This is a genomic window from Streptomyces sp. NPDC048057 (assembly GCF_040653095.1).
In the GTDB taxonomy this organism is placed as follows: domain Bacteria; phylum Actinomycetota; class Actinomycetes; order Streptomycetales; family Streptomycetaceae; genus Streptomyces.
Genome location: NZ_JBEZNF010000001.1, coordinates 265661 through 287805, shown reverse-complemented (window position 1 = coordinate 287805; position 22145 = coordinate 265661). Strand labels below are relative to the sequence as shown.

22 protein-coding genes are annotated in these 22145 nt (G+C 73.7%); 6 read left to right on the top strand and 16 right to left on the bottom strand.

Annotated features, from left to right (window positions below; translation table 11 throughout):
- The first annotated feature begins 79 nt into the window (after positions 1–79).
- A complete protein-coding gene (locus AB0E05_RS01435; RefSeq protein ID WP_361956829.1) occupies positions 80–853 on the top strand; it encodes an SDR family oxidoreductase in 774 nt (257 codons plus the stop codon).
- Positions 854–874: 21 nt separating this feature from the next.
- Positions 875–1921, top strand: a complete 1047-nt coding sequence (locus AB0E05_RS01430; RefSeq protein WP_361956826.1) for a hydroxyacid dehydrogenase — start codon at positions 875–877, stop codon at positions 1919–1921.
- An 85-nt stretch (positions 1922–2006) separates the two neighbouring features.
- Here AB0E05_RS01430 and groL read toward each other — a convergent pair whose 3' ends face one another.
- From groL to AB0E05_RS01410, 4 genes are all read right to left on the bottom strand, one after another.
- Positions 2007–3632 (bottom strand): chaperonin GroEL, encoded by a 1626-nt coding sequence (groL, locus tag AB0E05_RS01425; RefSeq protein ID WP_361956823.1) that lies wholly within the window; start codon positions 3630–3632, stop codon positions 2007–2009.
- A 195-nt stretch (positions 3633–3827) separates the two neighbouring features.
- A complete protein-coding gene (gene groES, locus AB0E05_RS01420) occupies positions 3828–4136 on the bottom strand; it encodes a co-chaperone GroES (protein WP_003948573.1) in 309 nt (102 codons plus the stop codon).
- Positions 4137–4380: 244 nt separating this feature from the next.
- Positions 4381–4821 (bottom strand): hypothetical protein, encoded by a 441-nt coding sequence (locus AB0E05_RS01415; RefSeq protein WP_361956820.1) that lies wholly within the window; start codon positions 4819–4821, stop codon positions 4381–4383.
- A gap of 19 nt (positions 4822–4840) precedes the next feature.
- Positions 4841–5812, bottom strand: a complete 972-nt coding sequence (locus tag AB0E05_RS01410; RefSeq protein ID WP_361956817.1) for a polysaccharide deacetylase family protein — start codon at positions 5810–5812, stop codon at positions 4841–4843.
- 100 nt (positions 5813–5912) lie between these two features.
- Between AB0E05_RS01410 and AB0E05_RS01405 the strand changes: the two genes are divergently transcribed.
- The gene (locus AB0E05_RS01405) at positions 5913–7118 is read left to right on the top strand and encodes an SAM-dependent methyltransferase (protein ID WP_361956814.1); all 1206 of its coding nucleotides are present in this window, start codon (positions 5913–5915) and stop codon (positions 7116–7118) included.
- Positions 7119–7127: 9 nt separating this feature from the next.
- On the opposite strand, the gene AB0E05_RS01400 is transcribed toward AB0E05_RS01405, so the two are convergent.
- The 7 genes from AB0E05_RS01400 to tsaB all read right to left on the bottom strand — a co-directional run bounded on the left by AB0E05_RS01400 (position 7128) and on the right by tsaB (position 12934).
- Positions 7128–7940, bottom strand: a complete 813-nt coding sequence (locus tag AB0E05_RS01400) for a hypothetical protein (RefSeq protein ID WP_361956811.1) — start codon at positions 7938–7940, stop codon at positions 7128–7130.
- Between the two features lie 520 nt (positions 7941–8460).
- The gene (locus AB0E05_RS01395) at positions 8461–9717 is read right to left on the bottom strand and encodes a sigma-70 family RNA polymerase sigma factor (protein WP_361956808.1); all 1257 of its coding nucleotides are present in this window, start codon (positions 9715–9717) and stop codon (positions 8461–8463) included.
- A gap of 56 nt (positions 9718–9773) precedes the next feature.
- Positions 9774–10133: a YciI family protein gene (locus tag AB0E05_RS01390; protein WP_361956805.1), complete on the bottom strand. Its 360-nt coding sequence runs from the start codon at positions 10131–10133 to the stop codon at positions 9774–9776.
- Between the two features lie 123 nt (positions 10134–10256).
- Positions 10257–10505, bottom strand: a complete 249-nt coding sequence (locus AB0E05_RS01385) for a hypothetical protein (RefSeq protein WP_361957253.1) — start codon at positions 10503–10505, stop codon at positions 10257–10259.
- 45 nt (positions 10506–10550) lie between these two features.
- The gene (tsaD, locus tag AB0E05_RS01380) at positions 10551–11699 is read right to left on the bottom strand and encodes a tRNA (adenosine(37)-N6)-threonylcarbamoyltransferase complex transferase subunit TsaD (protein ID WP_361956802.1); all 1149 of its coding nucleotides are present in this window, start codon (positions 11697–11699) and stop codon (positions 10551–10553) included.
- A 3-nt stretch (positions 11700–11702) separates the two neighbouring features.
- Positions 11703–12188: a ribosomal protein S18-alanine N-acetyltransferase gene (rimI, locus tag AB0E05_RS01375; protein ID WP_361957250.1), complete on the bottom strand. Its 486-nt coding sequence runs from the start codon at positions 12186–12188 to the stop codon at positions 11703–11705.
- A 50-nt stretch (positions 12189–12238) separates the two neighbouring features.
- Positions 12239–12934: a tRNA (adenosine(37)-N6)-threonylcarbamoyltransferase complex dimerization subunit type 1 TsaB gene (gene tsaB / locus AB0E05_RS01370; RefSeq protein WP_361956799.1), complete on the bottom strand. Its 696-nt coding sequence runs from the start codon at positions 12932–12934 to the stop codon at positions 12239–12241.
- A gap of 192 nt (positions 12935–13126) precedes the next feature.
- Here tsaB and AB0E05_RS01365 point away from each other — a divergent pair, with 192 nt between their 5' ends.
- A complete protein-coding gene (locus AB0E05_RS01365; RefSeq protein WP_361956796.1) occupies positions 13127–13666 on the top strand; it encodes a hypothetical protein in 540 nt (179 codons plus the stop codon).
- Between the two features lie 384 nt (positions 13667–14050).
- Here AB0E05_RS01365 and AB0E05_RS01360 read toward each other — a convergent pair whose 3' ends face one another.
- From AB0E05_RS01360 to AB0E05_RS01340, 5 genes are all read right to left on the bottom strand, one after another.
- Positions 14051–14239: a hypothetical protein gene (locus AB0E05_RS01360; protein WP_361956793.1), complete on the bottom strand. Its 189-nt coding sequence runs from the start codon at positions 14237–14239 to the stop codon at positions 14051–14053.
- 163 nt (positions 14240–14402) lie between these two features.
- Positions 14403–14942: a tRNA (adenosine(37)-N6)-threonylcarbamoyltransferase complex ATPase subunit type 1 TsaE gene (gene tsaE / locus AB0E05_RS01355; RefSeq protein ID WP_361956790.1), complete on the bottom strand. Its 540-nt coding sequence runs from the start codon at positions 14940–14942 to the stop codon at positions 14403–14405.
- Positions 14917–16149 (bottom strand): alpha/beta hydrolase, encoded by a 1233-nt coding sequence (locus AB0E05_RS01350; RefSeq protein WP_361956787.1) that lies wholly within the window; start codon positions 16147–16149, stop codon positions 14917–14919. The genes tsaE and AB0E05_RS01350 overlap by 26 nt, the downstream gene beginning before the upstream one ends.
- A gap of 73 nt (positions 16150–16222) precedes the next feature.
- Entirely contained in the window at positions 16223–17431 is a 1209-nt protein-coding gene (gene alr, locus AB0E05_RS01345) for an alanine racemase (protein WP_361956784.1), read from the bottom strand.
- A gap of 220 nt (positions 17432–17651) precedes the next feature.
- On the bottom strand, positions 17652–19100 hold the full coding sequence (locus tag AB0E05_RS01340; RefSeq protein ID WP_361956781.1) for an NAD(P)H-hydrate dehydratase: 1449 nt from the start codon (positions 19098–19100) through the stop codon (positions 17652–17654).
- A 209-nt stretch (positions 19101–19309) separates the two neighbouring features.
- Here AB0E05_RS01340 and AB0E05_RS01335 point away from each other — a divergent pair, with 209 nt between their 5' ends.
- Together AB0E05_RS01335 and AB0E05_RS01330 are read left to right on the top strand one after the other, a co-directional pair.
- Entirely contained in the window at positions 19310–19876 is a 567-nt protein-coding gene (locus tag AB0E05_RS01335) for a hypothetical protein (protein WP_361956778.1), read from the top strand.
- Positions 19877–19954: 78 nt separating this feature from the next.
- Positions 19955–21988, top strand: coding sequence for an endoglucanase (locus AB0E05_RS01330; RefSeq protein WP_361956775.1), 2034 nt, complete (start codon positions 19955–19957; stop codon positions 21986–21988).
- Positions 21989–22145 lie beyond the last annotated feature (157 nt).

Genomic DNA, 22145 nt, shown 5'->3' with positions numbered 1-22145 from the left:
GACAAGATCGCGGGAAGGGGGTGTGACGGGGGAACGGTGCAGGCGCGGAAGGCGCGCGAGGGGCACTAACGTGCCGTCTATGACGACCGCACTGATTACGGGAGCCACCGCGGGCATCGGTGCCGCGTTCGCGCGGCGACTCGCTGCCGACGGACGCAATCTGGTCCTGGTGGCCCGCGACACCGCACGCCTCCAGGAGCAGGCCACCGAGCTGCACGACCGGCACGGCATCGAGGCGGAGGTGCTGACCGCCGATCTGTCGACGGACGACGGGATCGCCGCCGTCGAGCGTCGGCTCGGCGACCGTAGGAACACGGTGGACCTGCTGGTCAACAACGCGGGCTTCGGCAACAGGGGTCGCTTCCTCGAAGTGTCGATGGCCGACGAGTTGACGATGCTGAAGGTGCACTGCGAGGCCGTGCTCCGACTCACGGCGGCGGCGGTCGAGCCGATGCGGGAGCGCGGCAGGGGCGGTGTGGTCAACGTGGCGTCGGTGGCGGCCTTCGTGCCCCGCGGGACGTACGGCGCGTCGAAGTCGTGGGTCGTCCAGTTCACCCAGGGCGTGGCCCGGGACATGGCGGGTTCCGGGGTGCGGCTGATGGCGCTCTGCCCCGGCTTCGTACGCACCGAGTTCCACCAGCGGGCCGGGATGGGGACGGACAACATCCCCGGCTGGATGTGGCTCGACGCGGACAAGGTGGTGGAGACGGCCCTCGCCGACCTGGCCCGCGGCAAGGCGGTCTCGGTCCCCGACCCCCGCTACAAGGCGCTGATGGGGGTGGTGAAGGTGACCCCGCGCGGGCTGCTGGGCGGAGTCACCTCGAAGACCGGAAGGAAGTACGGACCACAGTAGGAGTGGGGAAGCAGGAGGAGCATGGGAGCCGGTACGAGTGCGGGCACGAGCGGGGCGCGACGGCCGAAGGTGCTGTTGGCCATGGGCGTCGGGGTCGCCGAGGGGCTGTTCGGCGAGCGGCACCTTCGACGGTTGACCGCCCTGGCGCACACCGATCCCCGGGTGATCGCCCACGACCTGGCTGCTCCCCCGCCCCGGGTCCGGGAGGCGCTCGCCTCGGCGGAGGTGCTCCTCACCTGCTGGGGAGCGCCCGTGCTGAGCGCCGAGGTGCTGGGCGCGGCGCCCCGGCTGCGCGCGGTGGTGCACGCGGCCGGGTCGGTGAAGGGCCACGTCACCGCGGCCTGTTGGGAACGCGGCCTCGCGGTGTCGTCCGCGGCTGCGGTCAACGCGCTCCCGGTCGCGGAGTACGCGCTCGCGGCGATCCTCTTCGCGGGCAAGCGGGTCCTGCCGGCGGCCCGCCTCCACGAGCGGCTGCGCACCCGGCACGACTGGCGGGTCGAGTTGGCGGACGCCGGCAACTACCGGCGCACCGTCGGCGTCGTCGGTGCGTCCCGCGTCGGCCGGCGGCTGATCGAGCTGCTGCGCCCCTTCGACCTGGCCGTTCTGTTGTACGACCCGTACGTGGACGAAGCGGAGGCGGCGGCGCTGGGGGTGGAGCGGGTGGGGCTGGACGAGTTGTGCGGGCGGAGCGACGTGGTGTCGGTGCACGCGCCGGAGCTGCCCGCGACGCGCCGGATGCTCGACGCGCGGCGGCTGGCGCTGTTGCCGGACGGCGCGACGGTGGTGAACACCGCGCGCGGTTCGCTGGTGGACCAGGACGCACTGGTGCGGGAGCTGGTGACGGGGCGGCTGTACGCGGTGCTGGACGTGACGGACCCCGAGGTGCCGGCCGCGGACTCGCCCCTGTACACGCTGCCGAACGTCCTGCTGACCCCGCACGTCGCCGGCTCGCTCGGCACGGAGCTGCACCGGATGGCGGACTTCGCGCTGGACGAGTTGGAGCGGTACGGGCGGGGGGTGTCGTTCGCCGAGCCGGTCACCGCGGGCGACCTCGGGCGTTCGGCGTGAGCTGCCCGCACCGCGCAGGGGCGGGAACGGCGGAGCCCGGCGCCCCCGCGACGGGGGCACCGGGCTCGGTCGCCTGAGGCGAGCGTCAGTGGGAGTGGCCGTGGCCGCCGTGACCGGCGTCCGCGGGCTCCTCTTCCTTCTTCTCGACGACCAGGGTCTCGGTCGTGAGCAGCAGGGAGGCGATGGACGCGGCGTTCTCCAGGGCGGAGCGGGTGACCTTGACCGGGTCGATGACGCCGGCCTTCACCAGGTCGCCGTACTCGCCGGTGGCGGCGTTGAAGCCCTGGCCCTTGTCGAGCTCGGCGACCTTGGAGGTGATGACGTAGCCCTCCAGGCCGGCGTTCTCGGCGATCCAGCGCAGCGGCTCGACCGCGGCGCGGCGGACGACGGAGACGCCGGTGGCCTCGTCGCCCTCCTTGTCGAGGTTGCCGTCGAGCACCTTCGCGGCGTGGACGAGCGCGGAGCCACCACCGGAGACGATGCCCTCCTCGACCGCGGCGCGGGTCGCGGAGATGGCGTCCTCCAGACGGTGCTTCTTCTCCTTCAGCTCCACCTCGGTGGCGGCGCCGACGCGGATCACGCACACGCCGCCGGCCAGCTTCGCCAGACGCTCCTGGAGCTTCTCGCGGTCCCAGTCGGAGTCCGTGGCCTCGATCTCGGACTTGATCTGGGCGACGCGGCCCGCGACGTCCTCGGCGTTGCCGCCGCCGTCGACGATGGTCGTGTCGTCCTTGGTGATGGTGACGCGGCGGGCGCTGCCCAGCACGTCCAGACCGGCCTGGTCGAGCTTGAGGCCGACCTCCTCGGCGACGACGGTGGCACCGGTGAGGGTGGCCATGTCCTGGAGCATCGCCTTGCGGCGGTCACCGAAGCCGGGCGCCTTGACGGCCACGGCGTTGAACGTGCCGCGGATCTTGTTGACGACCAGGGTGGAGAGCGCCTCGCCCTCGACGTCCTCGGCGATGATCAGCAGCGGCTTGGAGCCACCCGCCTGGATGACCTTCTCCAGCAGCGGCAGCAGGTCCTGGATGGAGCCGATCTTGCCCTGGTTGATCAGGATGTAGGGGTCGTCGAGGACGGCCTCCATGCGCTCCTGGTCGGTGACCATGTACGGGGACAGGTAGCCCTTGTCGAAGGCCATGCCCTCGGTGAAGTCCAGTTCGAGGCCGAAGGTGTTGGACTCCTCGACGGTGATGACGCCGTCCTTGCCCACCTTGTCCATGGCCTCGCCGATCAGCTCGCCGACCTGCTGGTCCTGAGCGGAGAGCGCGGCGACGGCGGCGATGTCGGACTTGTCCTCGATGGGACGGGCGGTGGCGAGCAGCTCGTCCGAGACGGCGCGGACGGCGGCGTCGATGCCCTTCTTCAGGGCGGCCGGGGAGGCGCCGGCGGCGACGTTGCGCAGACCCTCGCGGACCAGCGCCTGCGCCAGGACGGTGGCGGTGGTGGTGCCGTCACCAGCGATGTCGTTGGTCTTGGTCGCCACCTCCTTCACCAGCTGGGCGCCCAGGTTCTCGTACGGGTCCTCGATCTCGACCTCGCGCGCGATGGTGACGCCGTCGTTGGTGATGGTGGGCGCGCCGAACTTCTTGTCGATGACGACGTTGCGGCCACGGGGGCCGATGGTCACCTTGACGGTGTCGGCCAGCTTGTTGACGCCGCGCTCAAGGGCGCGACGGGCGTCCTCGTCGAACTTCAGGATCTTCGCCATGGGAGCGTTACTGTCCTCTTCTGAAATGCGTCTGAATGAGAACCGCGCCCCCAGCGCCCGGACGTGAGTCCCAGTGGGTGCCAGGGGCGCGGATCAAGACAAGCGGTGCGCGGTTCGCTCGGGTTCCGTCGCGGCGAGTCGGAACTCGCCTCGGGGAACCCTCGCTTCCGGGCCTAGGCTCGACTTACTTCTCGACTACTTCTCGATGATCGCGAGAACGTCGCGAGCCGAGAGGACGAGGTACTCCTCGCCGTTGTACTTCACCTCGGTGCCACCGTACTTGCTGTAAAGCACGACGTCGCCGGTCTTCACGTCGAGCGGCAGGCGCTCGCCGTTCTCGAAGCGACCCGGGCCCACTGCGAGGACGACGCCCTCCTGGGGCTTCTCCTTCGCGGTGTCCGGGATGACCAGGCCGGAAGCGGTGGTCTGCTCGGCGTCGAGCGGCTGGACCACAATGCGGTCCTCAAGCGGCTTGATGGCAACCTTGGAGCTGGCGGTCGTCACGATCCGACCTCCCCCTTCGGAGATCTCACGGGGTTAACTGTCTGAGGTGGCGACCAGGTCGATCCGTCGTCGCGGGTGCCGGACCTGCCCGTCGCTGTGTTGGCACTCTCCTGCGGGGAGTGCCAGAGCCGAGACTATGACCGCGATTAGCACTCGGTCAAGCGGAGTGCCAATCTGCTCGTACGTGGCGGCCCGGATCGGCTCGTGCGCGACGGGATGCGACGGATCCACACGGTGGCTCCGCTCAGCGAGGAGCGTGCCGCTCCGGCGGTGCGCCGGGGGTCCTCGGAGGCCGCTGCGGGCCGTGGATCCGGTCCAACAGCCGCGTAGCGGAATCGGCCAGCACCGGGGCGCGCAGGACGGGCGTGCGCGAGGGGCGCGCGGTGCGGACGGACGTCGCGGAGTGCTCCGACGCCACCGGGTCGACGGAGGGCGTGCGCGCCGGGGCGTGCCGCTCCCCCACCGGCGCCCCCTGGGCCCCCACCGCTCCCCCGACCGTGGGCCGTGCCGGCTGGACGGCCCGGCGCCCCAGGCGCTCGATGGGGTCGACGGAGACCGACGGGTCCACGGACGGCGAGGAGCAGCCGCCGCAGCCGAGCACGACGGCCGCGACCGCCGCCGTACGCCACCTCGCGACCGCCCCCGCCGCCGTACGCCGACCCCCGCCCGGGGCCGTGCCCGTCACCGGCCGGGCCGCCGCGGAATCACACGTAGTCCTCAAGGCGCGCAACGGCGTACCCCTTGTCCGTGACCACCTTCATGACCTGTCGGACCATGTCGGTCATGGAGCCCTTCCAGTCGTCCGCGCCCCGGAAGTGGGTCAGGATGATGTCCCCCGGGTGCAGGTCTCGGTCCCACTCCCGCCACTCCATGTGGTCCGGGAACGCCTCCGCCGCCCACAGCGGCACGGCCTTGACGCCGCAGGACTGCGCGGCCCGCAGGGTGTCCGCGTTGTAGTTGCCGTACGGCGGGCGGAAGAGCGGCGGGCGCTTCCCGTAGAGCTTCTCCAGCTTCTCCTGCTGGCCGCAGATCTCCTGCTGCTGGGCGTCGTAGGAGAGTCCGGGCATGTAGCGGTGGTTCAGGGTGTGGTTGTGCAGGGCGGCGCCCTGTTCGCGCATCCGCTTGAAGTAGCCGTAGTCGTCGTCGATGACGTAGTCGCTGAGGAAGGCGCTGTAGGGGATCTGGAGTTCGTCCATCATCCGGAGGAAGTCGGGGTCCTTCTCCACGCCGTCGTCGATCGTCAGGAAGACGATCTTCTCCTTCACCGGCACGGTCGTGAAGACCGGCGGCAGGGTCGCGCCGCCTTCGACCTCGAAGCCCTTGCGGGTGGTGAGGAACGGCTTCGACGCAGGCGGCTGGGGCGCCGGCAGCGGGGTCTTGGCCAGGCCCCACTTCTGCGCGGCGACCGCCCGCGCCTTCTGGTTCCGCTTGACCCGTTCCACGTACGCGGCGAGCGATCCGGCCGGGCCGGCCTGTTGCGCGGCACGCTCCGTCTTCTCGATCTGGGACTCCTCGGCCTGCTGGCCGGAGTGCGGGACCGCGCCGCCCTCGTCCGGCGCCTGGAGGCCGCACGCGGAGCCCAGCAGGCCCACCAGGACGGCGGCGGCGAGCACGCCGGCCCGCCGGCCCCCGCCCCGCGGCCGTCCCGTCCGATTGATTTGTCTTACTTGTTGCATTTGTCGTACTAGCTGCATGGCGCTGAATCCTGGCAGCACGGCTCCGCAGGACCCGGACGACACCGCCGTCAGCGACGGACCGTGACCCTCCTGGCCCACAATGGGCCAGGTGAACGACCTCCCCGAACCCCTCGCCGCACTTCTCTCCGCCGAGGGCCGCGACCTGCTCGACGCCCTGCGCGACCACGACCCGTCCCAGGAACTGGCGCTCGCGACACGGCTGCGCCGGGACCATCCGGCCGCGCTCGTCTCGGCCGCGCTGGGGCAGGCGCGGCTGCGGCAGCGGGCGGCGGCCAAGTTCGGCGCGGAGGACGCGTACCGCATGTACTTCACGGCGAACGGCGTGGAACAGGCCACCCGCGGACCCGTCGCCGCCTACCGGGCCGCCCGGTTCGCCGCGCTCGGCGTGCGCAGCGTCGCGGACCTGTGCAGCGGGATCGGCGGCGACGCGATCGCGCTGGCCCGCGCGGGCATCCGGGTGCTCGCGGTCGACCGCGACCCGCTGACCGTCGCGACCGTCCGCGCGAACGCCGCCGCGCTGGGCCTGGACGACCTGGTCGAGGTGCGGTGCGCGGACGTCGCCGAGGTGGACACCGCCGGGTACGACGCCGTCTTCGTCGACCCGGCGCGCAGGGGCGGACGCGGTCGGGTCTTCGACCCGGAGGCGTACTCACCGCCGCTGTCCTGGGCCCTCGACGCGGCCCGGTGCCGTCCGCACGCCGCGCTCAAGATCGCGCCGGGCATCCCGCACGAACTGGTGCCGGCGGACTTCTCGGCCGAGTGGATCTCGTACGAGGGGGACGTGAAGGAGGCGGTGCTGTGGTGCGGCGCGGGGGCGCCCGGGACCGTTTCGGCCACGCTGCTGACGGGGTCGGGCGCCGACCCGTGCACCCTGGCCGGGCGCGGTCTGCCGGACCCGGCCGTACGGCCCGTGGGCCGCTATCTGTACGAGCCGGACGGCGCCGTGATCCGCGCCCACCTGGTCGCCGAGGTCGCGGCCGAACTGCCGGGCGGGGGGCTGGTGGACGAGACGATCGCGTACGTCACCGCGGACGGGCTGCGGGCGCTGCCGTACGCCACCGCGTACGAGATCACCGACGTGCTGCCGTTCAACCTGAAGAAGCTGAAGGCGCTGCTGCGCGAGCGCGGGGTCGGGGTGCTGACGGTGAAGAAGCGGGGGTCGGCCGTCGAGCCCGAGGAGCTGCGCCGGAAGGTCAAGCCGCAGGGGCCGAACGCGGCGACGGTCTTCCTGACGAGGGTCGCCGGCGCGCCGACGGTGCTGATCGGGCGGCCGGCGGAGCGCTGACGGGGCGTGTCAGCGGTGCGCGCCGCCGCGCGCGCGGGCCGCGGGCCGGGGATCGAGCAGGCGCGCCGCCCAGCGGTGGTGCGCGACCGCCTTCGCCACGCCCAGCAGGCCCGGTACGGCCAGGGCGACGCCGGCGCCGAGCGTGTACGCGAAGCGGCTGTACGCCGTGTCGTCGCTGGCCAGGTAGCCGGCACCGCCGCCGGTCGCGGAGGCGGAGGCGGCGACCAGTACGCCCGCGGTGACCAGCGCGAGGGAGACGAGCAGCCAGCACACGGTGAGCGCGGCCCGGTTGAAGCGGGCGTCGCCGATCGGGTCGCGGTCCTGCGCGGCCAGCTCCTTCAACTCCGCGCGTACGACCCGGTCCTGGCCGACCCCGCGCACCAGGAAGACGGCGGAGGGGACGAGGGCGAGCGCGCCGACGAGGGTCAGGAAGGCGGCGAAGACGACGGTGAAGGCGTCCACGATGTCGTCGAGCGCGACGAGGGCGGTGCCGACGAGCACCCAGCCGAGTTCGAGGCCGGCGACGAGGAGCAGAAGAAGACCGAGCCTGGCGGGGCCGACGGATTGGCGGGTGAGTTCGTGAAGCGCGTCCTCGCGGAGCTCGCGGGGCGGGGCGGGGAGGTCCGCGTCGCCCTCCGGGGGCGTTGCCGGGGCGTCTGTGGCGCTTGCCTCGCCGCTCGCGGTGTCGCCCGAGAGGGCGGGGCGTTCCGTGTCCTCGTCCTCCGGCTGGGCGGGGGGCGCCACGTCGTCTGCCGCCACGGGCGTGGCCGGGTCGGGCGGGGATATGCCGGGGGGTGGTGAGGGTGGGGGGTGCGCGGCCATGGGGCGGAGACTACCGGCCGTCAGGGGCGGGCCGCGCAGCCCCGCCCCTGGTGCCCTTGCGGGCACGTGTGGCCCTCTGCGCCCCTGGACGCCGGCGCCGTTGCACTGCGGGCGGCTCCGCCGGTGCGGCCCGGTGGATGGCTTGTCGCGCAGTCCCGCCCCCTGTGCCCTGCGGACACGGGGGGACCCCAGCGCCCCTGTTTCGCTGCCCCCGTCACTTGCCTGCCCGGGTGAGGCAGGGGTTTTGCCCACGCCCGCAGGACGGGGCATTTAGCGGCGCTGGAGGTCCCTCCACGCCCTCCGGGCGTAGGGGGCCGTCGGTGACCGACGACAACGCGGAGAGGCACGGTGCCAGGGCACGCGAGCCCAGCAAGATCCGTAAGACAGGCCCCAGGGTTGGGGCCCCGTGCCCGCAGGGCAACGACGCAGGTGTCCAGGGGCGAGGGGCCCACGCCCTCCGGGCACAGGGAGCGCGGAACTACGCGGCAGTCCGCGCGCGGGCCGCAGGCGGCGGTGAGCGCTACGCCGGGCCGCACATCGCCGCGCGGGTCAGGAGGAGGGTGCGTTCACGCGCGTTGTGGGTCAGGGCCGCGGCCCTGGTGAACTGGGCGGCGGCCTCCGCCGGGCGGTCGAGGCGGGCCAGGAGGTCGCCGCGGACGCTCGGGAGCAGGTGGTAGTCCTTCAGCGCCGGGTCGTCGGCGACCGCGTCCACCAGGGCGAGGGCCGCCTCCGGGCCGTCCGTCATGGAGACGGCGACGGCGCGGTTGAGTTCGACGACCGGGGAGGGGGCGACCGCGGCCAGTTGCCCGTACAGCACGGCGATCGTGCGCCAGTCGGTGTCCTCGTAGTGCACGGCGCGCGCATGGCACGCGGCGATGGCCGCCTGGAGGACGTACGGCCCCGGCGGCGTCCCCGCCGCGGTCGTCAGGGCGCTCGCCCGGGCCAGGGCCTCGAAGCCGCGGTGGATCAGGAGGCGGTTCCAGCGGGCCCGGTTCTGGTCGGCGAGCAGCACGGGCTGCCCGTCGGCGCCGGTGCGGGCCGGGATCCGGGACGCCTGGACCTCCAGGAGCGCGTTCAGCCCGTGGACCTCCGGCTCGTCCGGCATCAGCGCCGCGAGCTGTCGGCTGAGCCGCAGCGCGTCCTCGACGAGCCCGGGCCGGACCCAGTCGTCGCCCTTGGTGGCGGAGTACCCCTCGTTGAAGACCAGGTAGATCACGTCGAGCACGGAGCCGAGGCGGGCCGCGCGGTCGGGGCCGTACGGCACCTCGAAGGGGACGCCCGCCTTTGCGAGGGATCGTTTCGCCCGGACGATGCGCTGGGCGACCGTCGCCTCCGGGGCGAGGAAGCCACGGGCGATCTCCTCCGTGGTGAGCCCGCCCAGCAGCCGCAGCGTGAGGGCGATCCTGGCGTCCGTCGACAGCACGGGGTGGCAGGCGGTGAAGATCAGCCGCAGCAGGTCGTCGTCGATCTCGTCCGCGTCCGGCGGTTCCTCGGGCGGCGGGACGTCCTCCAGGGCGCGCCCGACCTCGGCGAGCTTGCGCGCATAGGTCTCCTTGCGGCGTACGAGGTCGATCGCGCGCCGCTTGGCGACGGAGACCAGCCAGGCGCCCGGCTTGTCCGGGACACCCGATTCCGGCCACTGTTCGAGCGCGGTGACCATCGCGTCCTGCGCGATCTCCTCGGCTATGCCGACGTCCCGGACGATGCGGGCCGCGGCGGCGATGATCCGTGCGCGCTCGATCCTGAATACCGCTTCCACCGCGTTCGCTGCCGTCACGGCCACCCATCAGAGCAGCCGTGATCGGCAGCGGCAAGTCGGACCGGCCGGCGGGATCAGCCCTCGGCGATCTGCCGGACCTCGCAGGTCACGGTGAACGCTTCGTCGTGGACCTGGAGGAAGCGCTTGGCCCACTCCTCGGCCTCCGCCATGTCCTTGCACTGGGAGATGGAGTAGCCGCCGACGACCTCCTTGGTCTCGGTGAAGGGGCCGTCGGTGGTCGAGAGCTTCCCGCCGGACCAGGTGATCCGCCTGCCCTCGGAGGTGGGGGCCAGGCCGGCGGTGTCCAGCATGACCCCGGCCTTGGTGATCTCCTGGAACAGGGCGTCCATGCGGGCGGCCATCTCCGGGGAGAAACCGGCGGCGTGGGTGGGGTCGTTCTCTTCGATGCGGACCAGCGTCAGAAAGCGGGGCATGTCGAGCTCCTGGGTCGTTCGGTGCGCGGGGCGTTTCCCGCGCCTCACCCTTGCGTCGAACGACCGACCCCCGGATCGACACCCCCGCGAAGGAATCTCGAAGATCTTTTTCGCGGGGCGTCCTCAGTCGAGGCCGACCGACTCGAAGCGCCAGCGGTGCACGGGGCGGGTGATCAGCTCCGCGGCCGGTTCCGGCAGCTCCGGCAGGTCCCCGGCCGCCGCGGGCGGCGTCCGCCACCAGGTGATGACCAGGACCCGGTCGTCACCGGCGCGGAAGGTCTCGCGCCGCAGCACGGCGCGCGGCAGCTCCTGCGCACGGGCCCACTCCAGCAGCTCGGCCCCCCGGCCGCGGACTGCCCGGGCCTCCCACATCAGGGCGATCGTCGTCGTCCCGGTCACCGGTCCACCTCCGTCGGGTCAGGAGTACAGGTTCTTCTTGCTGATCTCGTGCACGTGATCGTGCGAGTGCGCGTGCGCGTGCCCGTGCGCATGGGCGTGTCCGTGTGCATGGGCGTGTCCGTGCTCCGCGGGCACGTGCGGGTCCGTCACCGGCAGCGACGAGTCCGCCGAGAGGTCAAGCGCCGACGCCGGCCGGTTGCGCGCCACCATCTCCGCGCCCAGCGCCGCCACCATCGCGCCGTTGTCCGTGCACAGCTTCGGCCGGGGCACCCGCAGTCGGATGCCCGCCCGCTCGCAGCGCTCCTCGGCCAGCGCCCGCAGCCGCGAGTTCGCCGCCACTCCGCCGCCGATCATCAGGTGGTCGACGCCCTCGTCCAGGCACGCCCGGACCGCCTTGCGGGTCAGCACGTCGACGACCGCCTCCTGGAAGGACGCCGCCACGTCCCGTACCGGCACGTCCTCCCCCGCCGCCCGCTTCGCCTCGATCCAGCGGGCCACCGCGGTCTTCAGCCCGGAGAAGGAGAAGTCGTACGCGGGGTCGCGGGAACCGCTCAGGCCGCGCGGGAACGCGATCGCCGTCGGGTCGCCCTCCTTCGCCAGCCGGTCGATCACCGGGCCGCCGGGGAAGCCCAGGTCGAGCACGCGCGCGATCTTGTCGAACGCCTCGCCCGCAGCGTCGTCGATGGTGGCGCCGAGCGGTCGTACGTCGCTGGTGATGTCGGGGGCCAGCAGCAGCGAGGAGTGCCCGCCGGAGACCAGCAGCGCCATCGTCGGCTCGGGCAGCTTGCCGTGCTCCAGCTGGTCCACGCAGATGTGGGAGGCGAGGTGGTTCACCCCGTACAGCGGCTTGCCGAGCGCGTACGCGTACGCCTTCGCCGCCGACACGCCGACCAGCAGGGCGCCCGCGAGGCCCGGGCCCGCGGTGACCGCGATGCCGTCGAGGTCGCGCGGCGAGACGCCCGCCTCCGCCAGCGCGCGCTCGATGGTGGGGACCATCGCCTCCAGATGGGCGCGGGAGGCGATCTCGGGGACGACCCCGCCGAAGCGGGCGTGCGTGTCCACGCTGGACGCGACCGCGTCCGCGAGCAGGGTCGTGCCGCGGACGATGCCGACGCCGGTCTCGTCGCAGGAGGTCTCGATACCGAGTACGAGCGGTTCGTCAGCCATGACTCAACATTCCCTTGCGTTGCCTTGCACCTGGTGCCGCATCACGAGCGCGTCGACGTTGCCGGGCTGGTAGTAGCCGCGGCGGATTCCGATGGGCTCGAAGCCGAAGCGCTCGTAGAGCTTCTGGGCCCTGGTGTTGTCCACCCGCACTTCGAGCAGGACCTCGTCGCACTCGAAGGCGGTGGCGTGTTGGAGCAGGTCGGACAGGAGGCGGGCGCCGAGGCCGGTGCCCCAGCTCGCGCGGGCGACCGCGATCGACAGGACGTCGCCGATGCCGCCGACCGCGGCCAGCGCCGCGTACCCGACGATCCGGCCGGTCCCGCCCCCGTCACCCCCGTCGGCCCGGTACTCGGCGACGACGAAGCGGCGGGTGGCGCGCGGGCCGCGCGACTGGGCGAGGTCGGCCCAGAACATCCCCGCCGTCCAGGCGTCCTCCGGGAAGAGGTCGTCCTCCAGGACGAGCACCTGCTCGATGTCCCACCAGCGCATCTCGCGCAGGACGACGGCGCCCCGGGCGGGCTGCGGATCGTGCGGGTCGGTCACTGCGGCGTGACCACCTTGTAGTTCTTCGGCACCTGCGCGTCCGGCCGGCGCAGATAGAGCGGCTGCGGCGGCAGGAACTCCTCGCCGGCCGCCAGCTTGGCCGCCGCGAGCGCCGCGAGGGCGCCGGCACTGGCGTGCTCCGGCGGCCCGCCCGCGTCGTCGCGGGGGACGTCGGCGAACGCGTCCGGGTACAGCAGGGCGCCCGCGCCCGTCGCCGGAAGGCCGGCGACCTCCGCCGCGACGTCCGCCGGCCGGTCCACCGAGGGTCCGGCCACGCGCTCGCGCGGCGATGCGTAACGCGCCCAGTAGACCTCCTTGCGGCGGGCGTCGGTCGCCACCACGAAGGGGCCGTCGAAACGACCGTCGAACCGGCCGCTGGTGCCGGCGGCGTACGCGATGCCGTCCAGCGAGCAGAGCCCGTACACCGGCACGCCGAGCACCGAGCCGAAGGTGGCGGCCGTCACCAGGCCGACGCGCAGTCCCGTGTACGGGCCGGGGCCGACGCCCACGACCACGGCGGTGACGGCGTCGAGGGTGACGCCGGCCTCGGCGAGGACGCGGTCGACGGCCGGTAGGAGCAGTTCCCCGTGGCGGCGCGCGTCCACGCTGCTGGACTCGGCGACGACGGACGAACCGTCGTGGAGGGCTGCGGTGACGGCGGGTGTGGCGGTATCCAGAGCGAGCAAGAGCACGCGAACAGCCTACGGCGCCGGCGACCGGGGCACGGCTCACCCTCGAACGGGGGAGCCTGCTGCTACCGTCGCCACGGAAAGCATCCAGTTCGACAGTCGTTCAGTTCGAGAATCGGCCCGTTGGACAGTCGTTCCGTTCGACTGTCGGTCCGGACCGGACCCCTCCGTCTCGCATGCGAAAGGTGGCGCACGGTGGCACGCAGCTCGGGAATCGTGGCCGGGCTCACGGCAACCGCCCTGGTCGGCGTGTGTTTCCTCGCGTACCAGGCGCAGGCCAGCGTCTCCGACGCCAAGGCGAAGCCGGGAGCGAGCGCGGCACCGGCGAAGACCCCGGCCAAGCCCGTCGATCCGCTGCTCCTGCCCGCGAACTCGGGCGCCGGCGTCCGGGTCGTCTACGCGCTGGAGTCGCGCCGCGTCTGGCTGGTCGAGGCGAGGAACAAGGTGTCGAAGACCTTCGAGGTCCTGCCGTCGACGGTGCACCCCAAGCCGGGGCAGTACGCGGTGACCTCGCGCTCCGGGCAGGTCCCGGGGTCGGACGGGCTGACGATCGAGCACGTGGTGCGGTTCACCAAGGCGGACGGGGTCACGATCGGCTTCAGCGCCGCGGTGGACGGCTCCATGAAGGCGCCGGACCCGAAGAAGAAGACCGGCGGGGTGCGGATGACGCGCGAGAACGGCAAGGCGATGTGGAGCTTCGCGACGGTCGGGACCAAGATCGTCGTCGTTCCCTGACGACCGTCTTCGCGCCGCCGCGAAACCGCCCGTACGAAGGACACGTCGTCCCGCGGGACGTACGAACGCCCCAGGCGCCTGGCCGCAACGTCCACGTTCCCTTGCACCTCTGGACGGAGCGCGCCGTTTCCCTGCGGGAGCGTTGGTCTCTGCGGCCCGGTGGGTGGCTTGTCGCGCAGTTCCCCGCGCCCCTCAATGCCCCGCCCTGCGGGCGTGGGCGAAACCCCTGCCTCACCCGGGCAAGCAAGTGACGGGGGCAGCGAAACAGGTGGCGCTGGGGGTCCCCCACGCCCTCTGGACGTAGGGGGCGGAACTGCGCGAGCAACCACGACGCGCCCGCAGGGAAACGGCGCGCTCCGTCCCACGGCACCGCGCGGGACGCGACTACGCGGCGTGGCGGCGCGTTCTGGTGGCCGGGGACTCGGGCTGCTCGACGCCGTCCGCGTCCGCCGCGTCCTTGAGGCTCTCGCGCCGCTCCGCCCGGGGCGGCGTGGAGACCGCGTTCGCCGCCGCGCAGGCCGCCAGTAGTTCCCGCATGGACGGCGGTCGGGACGCGCGCTCGGATGCCGACATGGCTGCCTCCTGGAGTACGGGGGCCAGATTAGTTAGGTACACCTAACCAAGCTTCCGTACCATGGGACCACGCACCACGGGCCCGACGCAACTTTTTCCCGACGTCTTGTCGGAAAATCCACGGGCAGCCGCAAACATGCGGCGGACGCGGCCCGCGGCCGGCTCAGACGGACGCCAGGTCCGCGTCCGCCCACCGCTGGCCGTACCCCCGCAGCGACACCGTCCGCCGGTCGTCGTCCGTGTCTCCGACGACCCGGTGGATCACCACGTGCAGCCGGTCCTCCGACAGGTCCTCGACCTTTCCGTCGCCCCACTCCACGACCACCACCGAAGCGGGCAGCGACACGTCGAGGTCCAGGTCCTCCATCTCGTCGAGCCCGCCGCCGAGGCGGTACGCGTCCACGTGCACCAGCGCGGGGCCGCCCGTCAGCGAGGGGTGGACGCGGGCGATGACGAAGGTGGGCGAGGTGACCGCGCCCCGCACCCCCAGCCCCTCGCCGAGGCCGCGGGTCAGGGTCGTCTTGCCGGCGCCCAGCTCGCCCGTGAGCATCACCAGGTCCCCGGGGCGCAGCAGTTTCGCGAGCCGTCGGCCCAGTTCCTGCATCTCGCCCGCGGAGTCCACGGCGCGGCGGTGGTCGACGGCGGGACCGGACGGGGCGGGGGGCGCGGCCGAGGCGTCAGCCGGGCGGTGCGGTGCTTCCATACGGGCCAACGTTAGCCGCTGGCGACACGGCGCCGACCCGCGCGAGCAGGTCCGCCAGCCGGTCGGTGACCACCTCCGGGTGCTCCAGCATCACCAGGTGCCCGGCGTCCGGCACGATCACCAGCTCCGCATCGGGCAGCAGGTCGGCGATGGCCTCGCTGTGGGAGCTGGGGGTGACCAGGTCCCGGTCCCCGGCCAGCGCCAGCACCGGGACCTCCAGGAAGACGCCGAGGGCGAGGGCCTTGTCGTGTTCGTCGAAGGCCGGGTAGAACTCGGCGACCACGTCGATCGGGGTGGACTCGATCATCCGCTCGGCGAACCGGGCCACCGCCGGATCGACGTCCCGCGACGAGAACGAGTACCGCTTGATCAGCCCGGCGAACAGGTCGGCCGTGGCGCGCCGGCCCCGTTCCACCAGCTCCGCCTGCGACCCGAGGGCGCGCAGCACCCCGGGCAGCACCCGGCGCACCGCGGCGACCCCGGCGACCGGCAGGCCGTAGTTCACCTCGCCGAGCCGTCCGCTGGAGGTGCCGACGAAGGCGGCGGCGACCACCCGGTCCCGTACCAGCTCGGGGTACTGCTCGCCGAAGGCCATCACCGTCATCCCGCCCATCGAGTGCCCGACGAGCACCAGCGGGCCCTCGGGCGCCGCGGTGTCGATCACGGCCTTGAGGTCGCGGCCGAGCCGGTCGATGGAGACGGGTTCGCGGTCCGGGCCCTGCTGGGCGGCGCCGCGTCCGGAGCGGCCGTGGCTGCGCTGGTCCCAGTGGACGGTGCGGACCAGGCCGCGCAGGGCGGCGCGCTGGAAGTGCCAGGAGTCCTGGTTGAGGCAGTAGCCGTGGCTGAAGACGACCGTGACGGGGGCGGGGGCGCGGCGGCCGAAGAGCCGGCGGCGGCGCGGGCCGCGGTCCGGGTCGGCCTCGTCGACCTCGTCCACTTCGTAGTAGAGCGTGGTGCCGTCGTCGGCGAGGGCCTTGCCGGGGGTGCCGCGCAGGGCGCCGTAGGGGCCGGTGGCGTCGAGGGCGAGCCGGGCCTTCTTGCGGATGCCGCGGCCGACGGTGAGGCGTTCGATGGCGACGCCCGCCGCGGCGCCCGCGGCGATCACTCCTATCGCGGCCCCGGCGATGCCGGCGCGGCGCCAGGTGCCGGTGGCGGAAGCCGCCGCCGCTGCCGCGACCACGGCGTCCCCCGTGCTGCTCTCGCTCACCGTGCTGCTCCTCGCTCGTCCTTCGCTTCGGCCCTGCTCAGGCCGACGTCACGACCTGACCTCTTTTCCTCGATCAGGCGTTCTCATGCACGGTCGGGCCGACCGCCGGTGCGGGCAGTTCGTTGAGGTGGACCCGCGGCACCCGCTTCCCGATGCGGGTGACGATCTCGTACGCGATGGTGTCCGCGGCCCGCGCCCAGTCCTCGGCGGTCGGTTCGCCGCGGTCGCCGGCGCCGAAGAGCACCGCCTCCGCGCCCTCCTGGACCTTGCGTCCGCCGAGGTCGACCACGAACTGGTCCATGGCGACGCGGCCGGCGACCGTGCCCCGCTCGCCGCCGACGAGGACGGGGCCGCGGCCGGAGGCGTGCCGCGGGATGCCGTCCGCGTAGCCGACCGGGACGAGCGCGAGCGTGGTCTCTTCGGTGGTGGCGTACGTGTGGCCGTAGCTGACGCCGTGGCCGGCGGGGACGCGCTTGGCGAGGGCGACGTGGGCGACCAGCCTCATCACGGGGCGCAGCCCGAGCTCCTGGTGGGTGCCGACCTCCGGGGACGGCGAGACGCCGTACATCGCGATGCCGGTCCTGACCAGGTCGAAGTGGGACTCGGGGAGGGTGAGGGTGGCCGGGGAGTTCGCCATGTGGCGGATCTCGGGGTCGACGCCCTCGCCCTCCGCGTACGCCAGCATCTCGCGGAAGGTGTCGAGCTGGTGGCGGATCGAGGGGTGGCCGGGCTCGTCGGCGCAGGCGAAGTGCGACCAGACGCCGGTGACCTTGAGCGCGCCCTCGGCTTCGGCGGCGCGGGCGGCGGCGACCAACTCGCGCCAGTCGGCGGGCTGGCAGCCGTTGCGGCCGAGGCCGGTGTCGGCCTTGAGCTGGACGCGGGCGGTGCGGCCGGTCTCGCGGGCCGCCGCGATGACCTCGCTCAGCGCCCACATGCCGCTGACGCCCATGTCGAGTTCGGCTTCGATGCCCTCGCGCCAGGGGCCGCCGGGCGTCCACAGCCAGCACATCAGACGGGAGTCGATGCCGGCGGCGCGCAGCGCCAGCGCCTCCTCGGGGGTGGCGGTCGCCACCCAGGTGGCGCCGGCCTGGAGGGCGGCCCGGGCGCAGGGCACGGCGCCGTGGCCGTACCCGTCCGACTTCACCACGGCCATCAGGGCGGCGCCGCGGGCGCGGGCGCGCATGGTCTCGACGTTGGCGCGCAGGGCCGCCAGGTCGATCTCCGCCCGGGCCCGGGGGTCGCGGGCATTTCGGGGATGTGTGGTGGTCGGTGTGCTTTTCATCGGGCCCAGTCTCTCAGGCGCTGCCGCGCCGCTGCTCGGGCGACTCCCGGTTCCCACCGGTGGCGGCGTGTGCTCGGTCGTGTCCGCTGCCGGCGGTACGGCTCGGGTACCCGGTCGGCGGCTCACCTCGTGGAACGGCGGTGCGCGCCCTTGCGCAGCCGGGCGGCGGGACCGCGGCGGGCGTCACCGGCGTCCCGTACGGATCACGCGCGTGCGCGTGTCATGCGTCCCGTACGTCCCGCCAGGCGCGGCCCAGTCCCTCCGCCACTTCGTAGGACGTCACGGGGACGCCTTTGGATGCAGCGTGGCGGGCGGCGAGTCCGTGCAGGTACGCCGCGGCCGATCCGGCGTCGCGGGCGGTGAGGCCGGCGGCGAGCAGGGAGCCGGCGAGGCCGGCGAGGACGTCGCCGCTGCCCGCCGTGGCCAGCCAGGGCGTCCCCATCGCGTTGACCCGTACGGGTGAGCGGGGGTCGGGGTCGGCGACGAGGGTCGTGGACCCCTTGAGCAGCACGGTCGCGCCGTAGCGGCCGGCCAGTTCGCGCACCGAGGCGAGCCGGCGCGCCTCCACGTCCGTGCGGGCGCCGCCGAGCAGCGCCGCGGCCTCGCCGGCGTGCGGGGTCAGCAGGGTGGGCGCGGAGCGGGCGCGCAGCCGGTCCGGGTCGGCCCGGCGCAGCCCGTCGGCGTCGACGAGTACGGGCACGTCGGAGTCGAGCACGGAGTCCACGGCGTCCAGGTCGTCCCCGAGGCCGGGCCCGACGATCCACGCCTGGACGCGGCCCGCGCGCTCCGGCGGCCCGGCGTGGACGAGGGTCTCGGGGAAGCGGGCGATGACGGCGTCGGCTGCGTGGCCCACGTACCGCACCGCCCCCGCGCCCCCGCGCAGCGCGCCGGCGACCGCGAGCACCGCGGCGCCGGGGTAGCGGGCCGAGCCGGCGACGACGCCGACGACGCCGCGGCGGTACTTGTCGCTGGTGGCGTCGGGCTCGGGCAGCAGCCGGGCCACGTCCCCGTGTTGCAGCGCCTCCAGCGCCGGGACGGAGGGCAGCACGGCGTCCAGCCCGATGTCGACCGGCCGCACCGCGCCGGCGAGGGTGTGCGCGGGGTCGACGAGGAGCGCCGGCTTGTACGTGCCGAAGGTGACGGTGAGGTCGGCGGGCACGGCTTCGCCGTGGACCTCGCCGCTGTCGGCCTCGACGCCGCTCGGCAGGTCGACGGCGACGACGACCGCGTTCGAGCCGCGGGCGGCGCGCACGACGGGGACGGCGTCGGGGCGCAGCCCGCCGGTGCCGCCGATGCCGGTGATGCCGTCGAGCACCAGGTCGGCGGCGGCGAGCACGTCGAAGGGGTCGTCGTGTGCGCCGACGACGCGACCGCCGGCGGCGGTGAGCGCGGCGAGGCCGCCCGGGTGGGCGCGGTCGGGCGCCAGCAGCACGGCGTGCACGCCGGCGCCCCGGCGGGCCAGGCGGGCGCCGGCGTACAGCGCGTCGCCGCCGTTGTCGCCGCTGCCGACGAGGACCACGACCCGTGCCCCGTACACCCGCCCGAGCAGTTCGGCGCAGGCGGCGGCCAGTCCGGCGGCGGCGCGCTGCATCAGCGTGCCGTCGGGGAGACGGGCCATCAGCTCGGCCTCGGCGCGACGGACGGTGTCCACGGTGTGGGCGGTACGCATGGTCCCGAGTCTGCCCCAGGAGGGGCCGCTGCGCGCTACGAGGCCCAAGTGGGGCCCGACCCGACGCAGTTGTCCGTACGGGACCGGGCTCCGGTGCAGGTCGCCCGGCCTGCGAACACGGGGTTGACGACACCTCAAGTCGAACTTAGGTTTGCCTTACCTAACCGGCCGCTTCCCCGGCCGGCCACCTGCGAAAGGTGTCCTGACCCATGCGTTCTGCCGCTCGCACCACCGCCCGTGCCACCGTCGCCCTGCTCGGCGCCACCGCCCTCACGCTCGGCCTCGCTTCGTCCGCATCCGCGGCGACCGTCACCAGAACCGTGACCGACGGCGCGACGTACAACCTCTCCCTGACCGCGCCGAGCACCGCCGCCGCGGCCGGCCAGAACGTCACCGTGAGCGGCAGCGGCTACAACACCAGCCAGGGCGTGTACGTGGGCCTGTGCGCCGTCCCCGCGGGCGTGGACGTCAGCAACCCGGCGACGTGGAACTCCAAGCCCACGCCGTGCCTGGGCGGCCAGGACCAGTCGGGCACCACCGGCGCCTCGCACTGGGTCAACAGCGACTGGTGGTGGATGGCCCCGAACAACTCCTCGCCGTACACCGTCTCGAACAACCGCGGCAGCTTCTCCGTGCAGATCCACGTCAAGGCGCAGGTCTCCGCGGGCGTCACCTGCGGTCAGTCCGGCGTCACCTGTGCGATCGTCACCCGCGCCGACCACTACGACACCAACGACCGCAAGTACGACGTCTACGTCCCGGTGACGTTCTCGTAAGCCATGCCCAACACTCGTCCCACAGGCACCACGAGCCCCAGCCGCGCCCGCCGTCTTCGGCGGTGCGCGGCCGGGGCCGTGGCCGCGCCCCTGCTGCTGTTCGCCGCGGCCACGGCTGCCCCTTCGGCCGCTTCCGCCGCTTCGGCCTCCGCGGCGTCGCCCGGCGGGGCCACCGGCCCCACCGGCCAGAAACTGACCGTCTCCGCGACGCAGGACATCGACCCCGCCGGCCAGAAGGTCACCGTGACCGGCACCGGCTACGACGTCACCAAAGGCATCTATCTCGCCGTCTGCCACGTCCCCGAACGCGGCAAGGAACCGAGCCCCTGCCTCGGCGGCAGCGACTTCTCCGGCGCATCCGGCTCCTCGTACTGGATCTCCAACAACCCGCCCGACTACGGCCGGGACCTCGTCAAGAAGTTCACCGTCGGCGCCGACGGCAAGGGCAGCTTCACCCTGGAGCTGACCGTCAAGGCCAAGGACAGCAGCGCCGACTGCACCCAGGCCCGGTGCGCCGTCGTCACCCGCGCCGACCACACCCATCTGGCCGAGCGCGACCAGGACGTCGTCGTCCCGGTCGCCTTCGCCGCCGGCGGCGGGACGCCGGCGCCCGAAGTCCCGCCGGGCACCGTGCGCCACCAGACCGTGCGCACCCTCGCACCGGCCGGCGGCGCGGCGCAGCACGTGGCCGTCGACGCGAAGGCGGGCCGGCTGTACGTCGCCGTCGACAGCGGCAGCGCACGCCGGCTCGTCACGTACGCCACCGCCACCGGCGAGGTCGTCGGCGCGCCCGTCCCGCTGCCCGACGCCGTCACCGCGATGGCGCTGGACACCGGGGCGCGCACCCTGCACCTGGCGCTGGGCAGCCGGCTCGCCACGTACGACACGGCGAGCGGACGCCTCACCGACGGCCGGGCGGAACTGCCGGGCAACGTCAACCTGCTGGCCGTCGACGCGAAGGCCGGCCGCCTGTACGTCGCCGTCCAGCCCACGAAGTCGGTGGCGGTGTACGACACCGGGAACTGGCGGCCCGTCGGCGCACCCGTCGCGTACCCCTGGCCGGTGGCCGGGCTCGCCGTCGACACCGCGGCGGGCCGCGGCTACGCCACGTACGTCGGCCCGAACACCTCGACGAGCCCCATGACCTTCTTCAACATGCTGAACGCGGTCGACGGGCGGACCGGGAAGGCCGTGGGCACCCCGCTCAGCCTCGGCACCACCGCACTCGGCAGCATGGGCGTCACGGTCGACCCCACCACCCGCACCGGATACGTCGCCAACCTGGCGGCGGGCACCGTCTTCTCCGTCGACCTGGCGGCGAACAAGGTGACCGGCACGCTCGCGGTGGGCGCCAACCCGAAGGCGCTGGCGTACGACGCCGGGACCCGCACGCTGTACGCGGCGCAGACCACGGCACCGACGGTCGCGGCGGTCGACGTGCGGAAGGGCGCGATCAGCGAAGCGCTGAAGGTCGGGGACCGGCCGTCCGCGCTGGCCCTCGACGACCGCACGCACACGCTCTTCACGGTCGCGGACGGCAAGGTGACCCAGACGCAGCGCCGGGTCTCCCCCGCGGTGACCGCGGCGCCGAAGCCGACCACGGTCACCGCCGGCAAGCAGGCCGTCTTCACCGCGGCCGGCACCGGCACCCCGGCGCCCAGCGTGAGCTGGGAGGTCAGCGCGGACGGCACGGCGTGGCAGCCGGTCGCGGGGGCGACGGGCCGCACCCTGACGTTCACGGCGACCCAGCAGCACGACGGCAACCGCTACCGGGCGGTGCTGTCGAACCCGGTGGGTTCGCTGCGGACGCAGCCGGCGGCACTCAAGGTGACGGCGGCGCCCACGCGTCCGTCGCCGCAGCCGTCCTCGCCGCCGTCGGGTGGCCCGCCGGGTGGGGACCCGCCGGCCGCCACGACGGGTGGCACCGGCACCAGCGGTGGGCTCGCGCCCGCGGGCAGCGTGGGCGGTACGGGTAGTACGGGCGGTACGGGCGGCGGCGGTTCGCTCGCCGCAACGGGCTCGACCGCCCTCCCGCTGGCGGCAACGGCGGCTGCCCTGACGGCCCTCGGCGGCGCGCTCCTCCTCCACCGCCGCCGGCGCGCCCGCGGGTAGCTGTGTGGTCCTTCCCGCGTGGGGGGCGGGAAGGGCCACCCATCCAGGGCACCCGCGGTTCCCTGCGGGTGCGCTGGCCTGTCCGCCCCGTCCGTGACTGCTCGGCAGTTCCTGGGCCCCACGGCACGGAGGCACCCCAACGCCACCTGACCTTCTC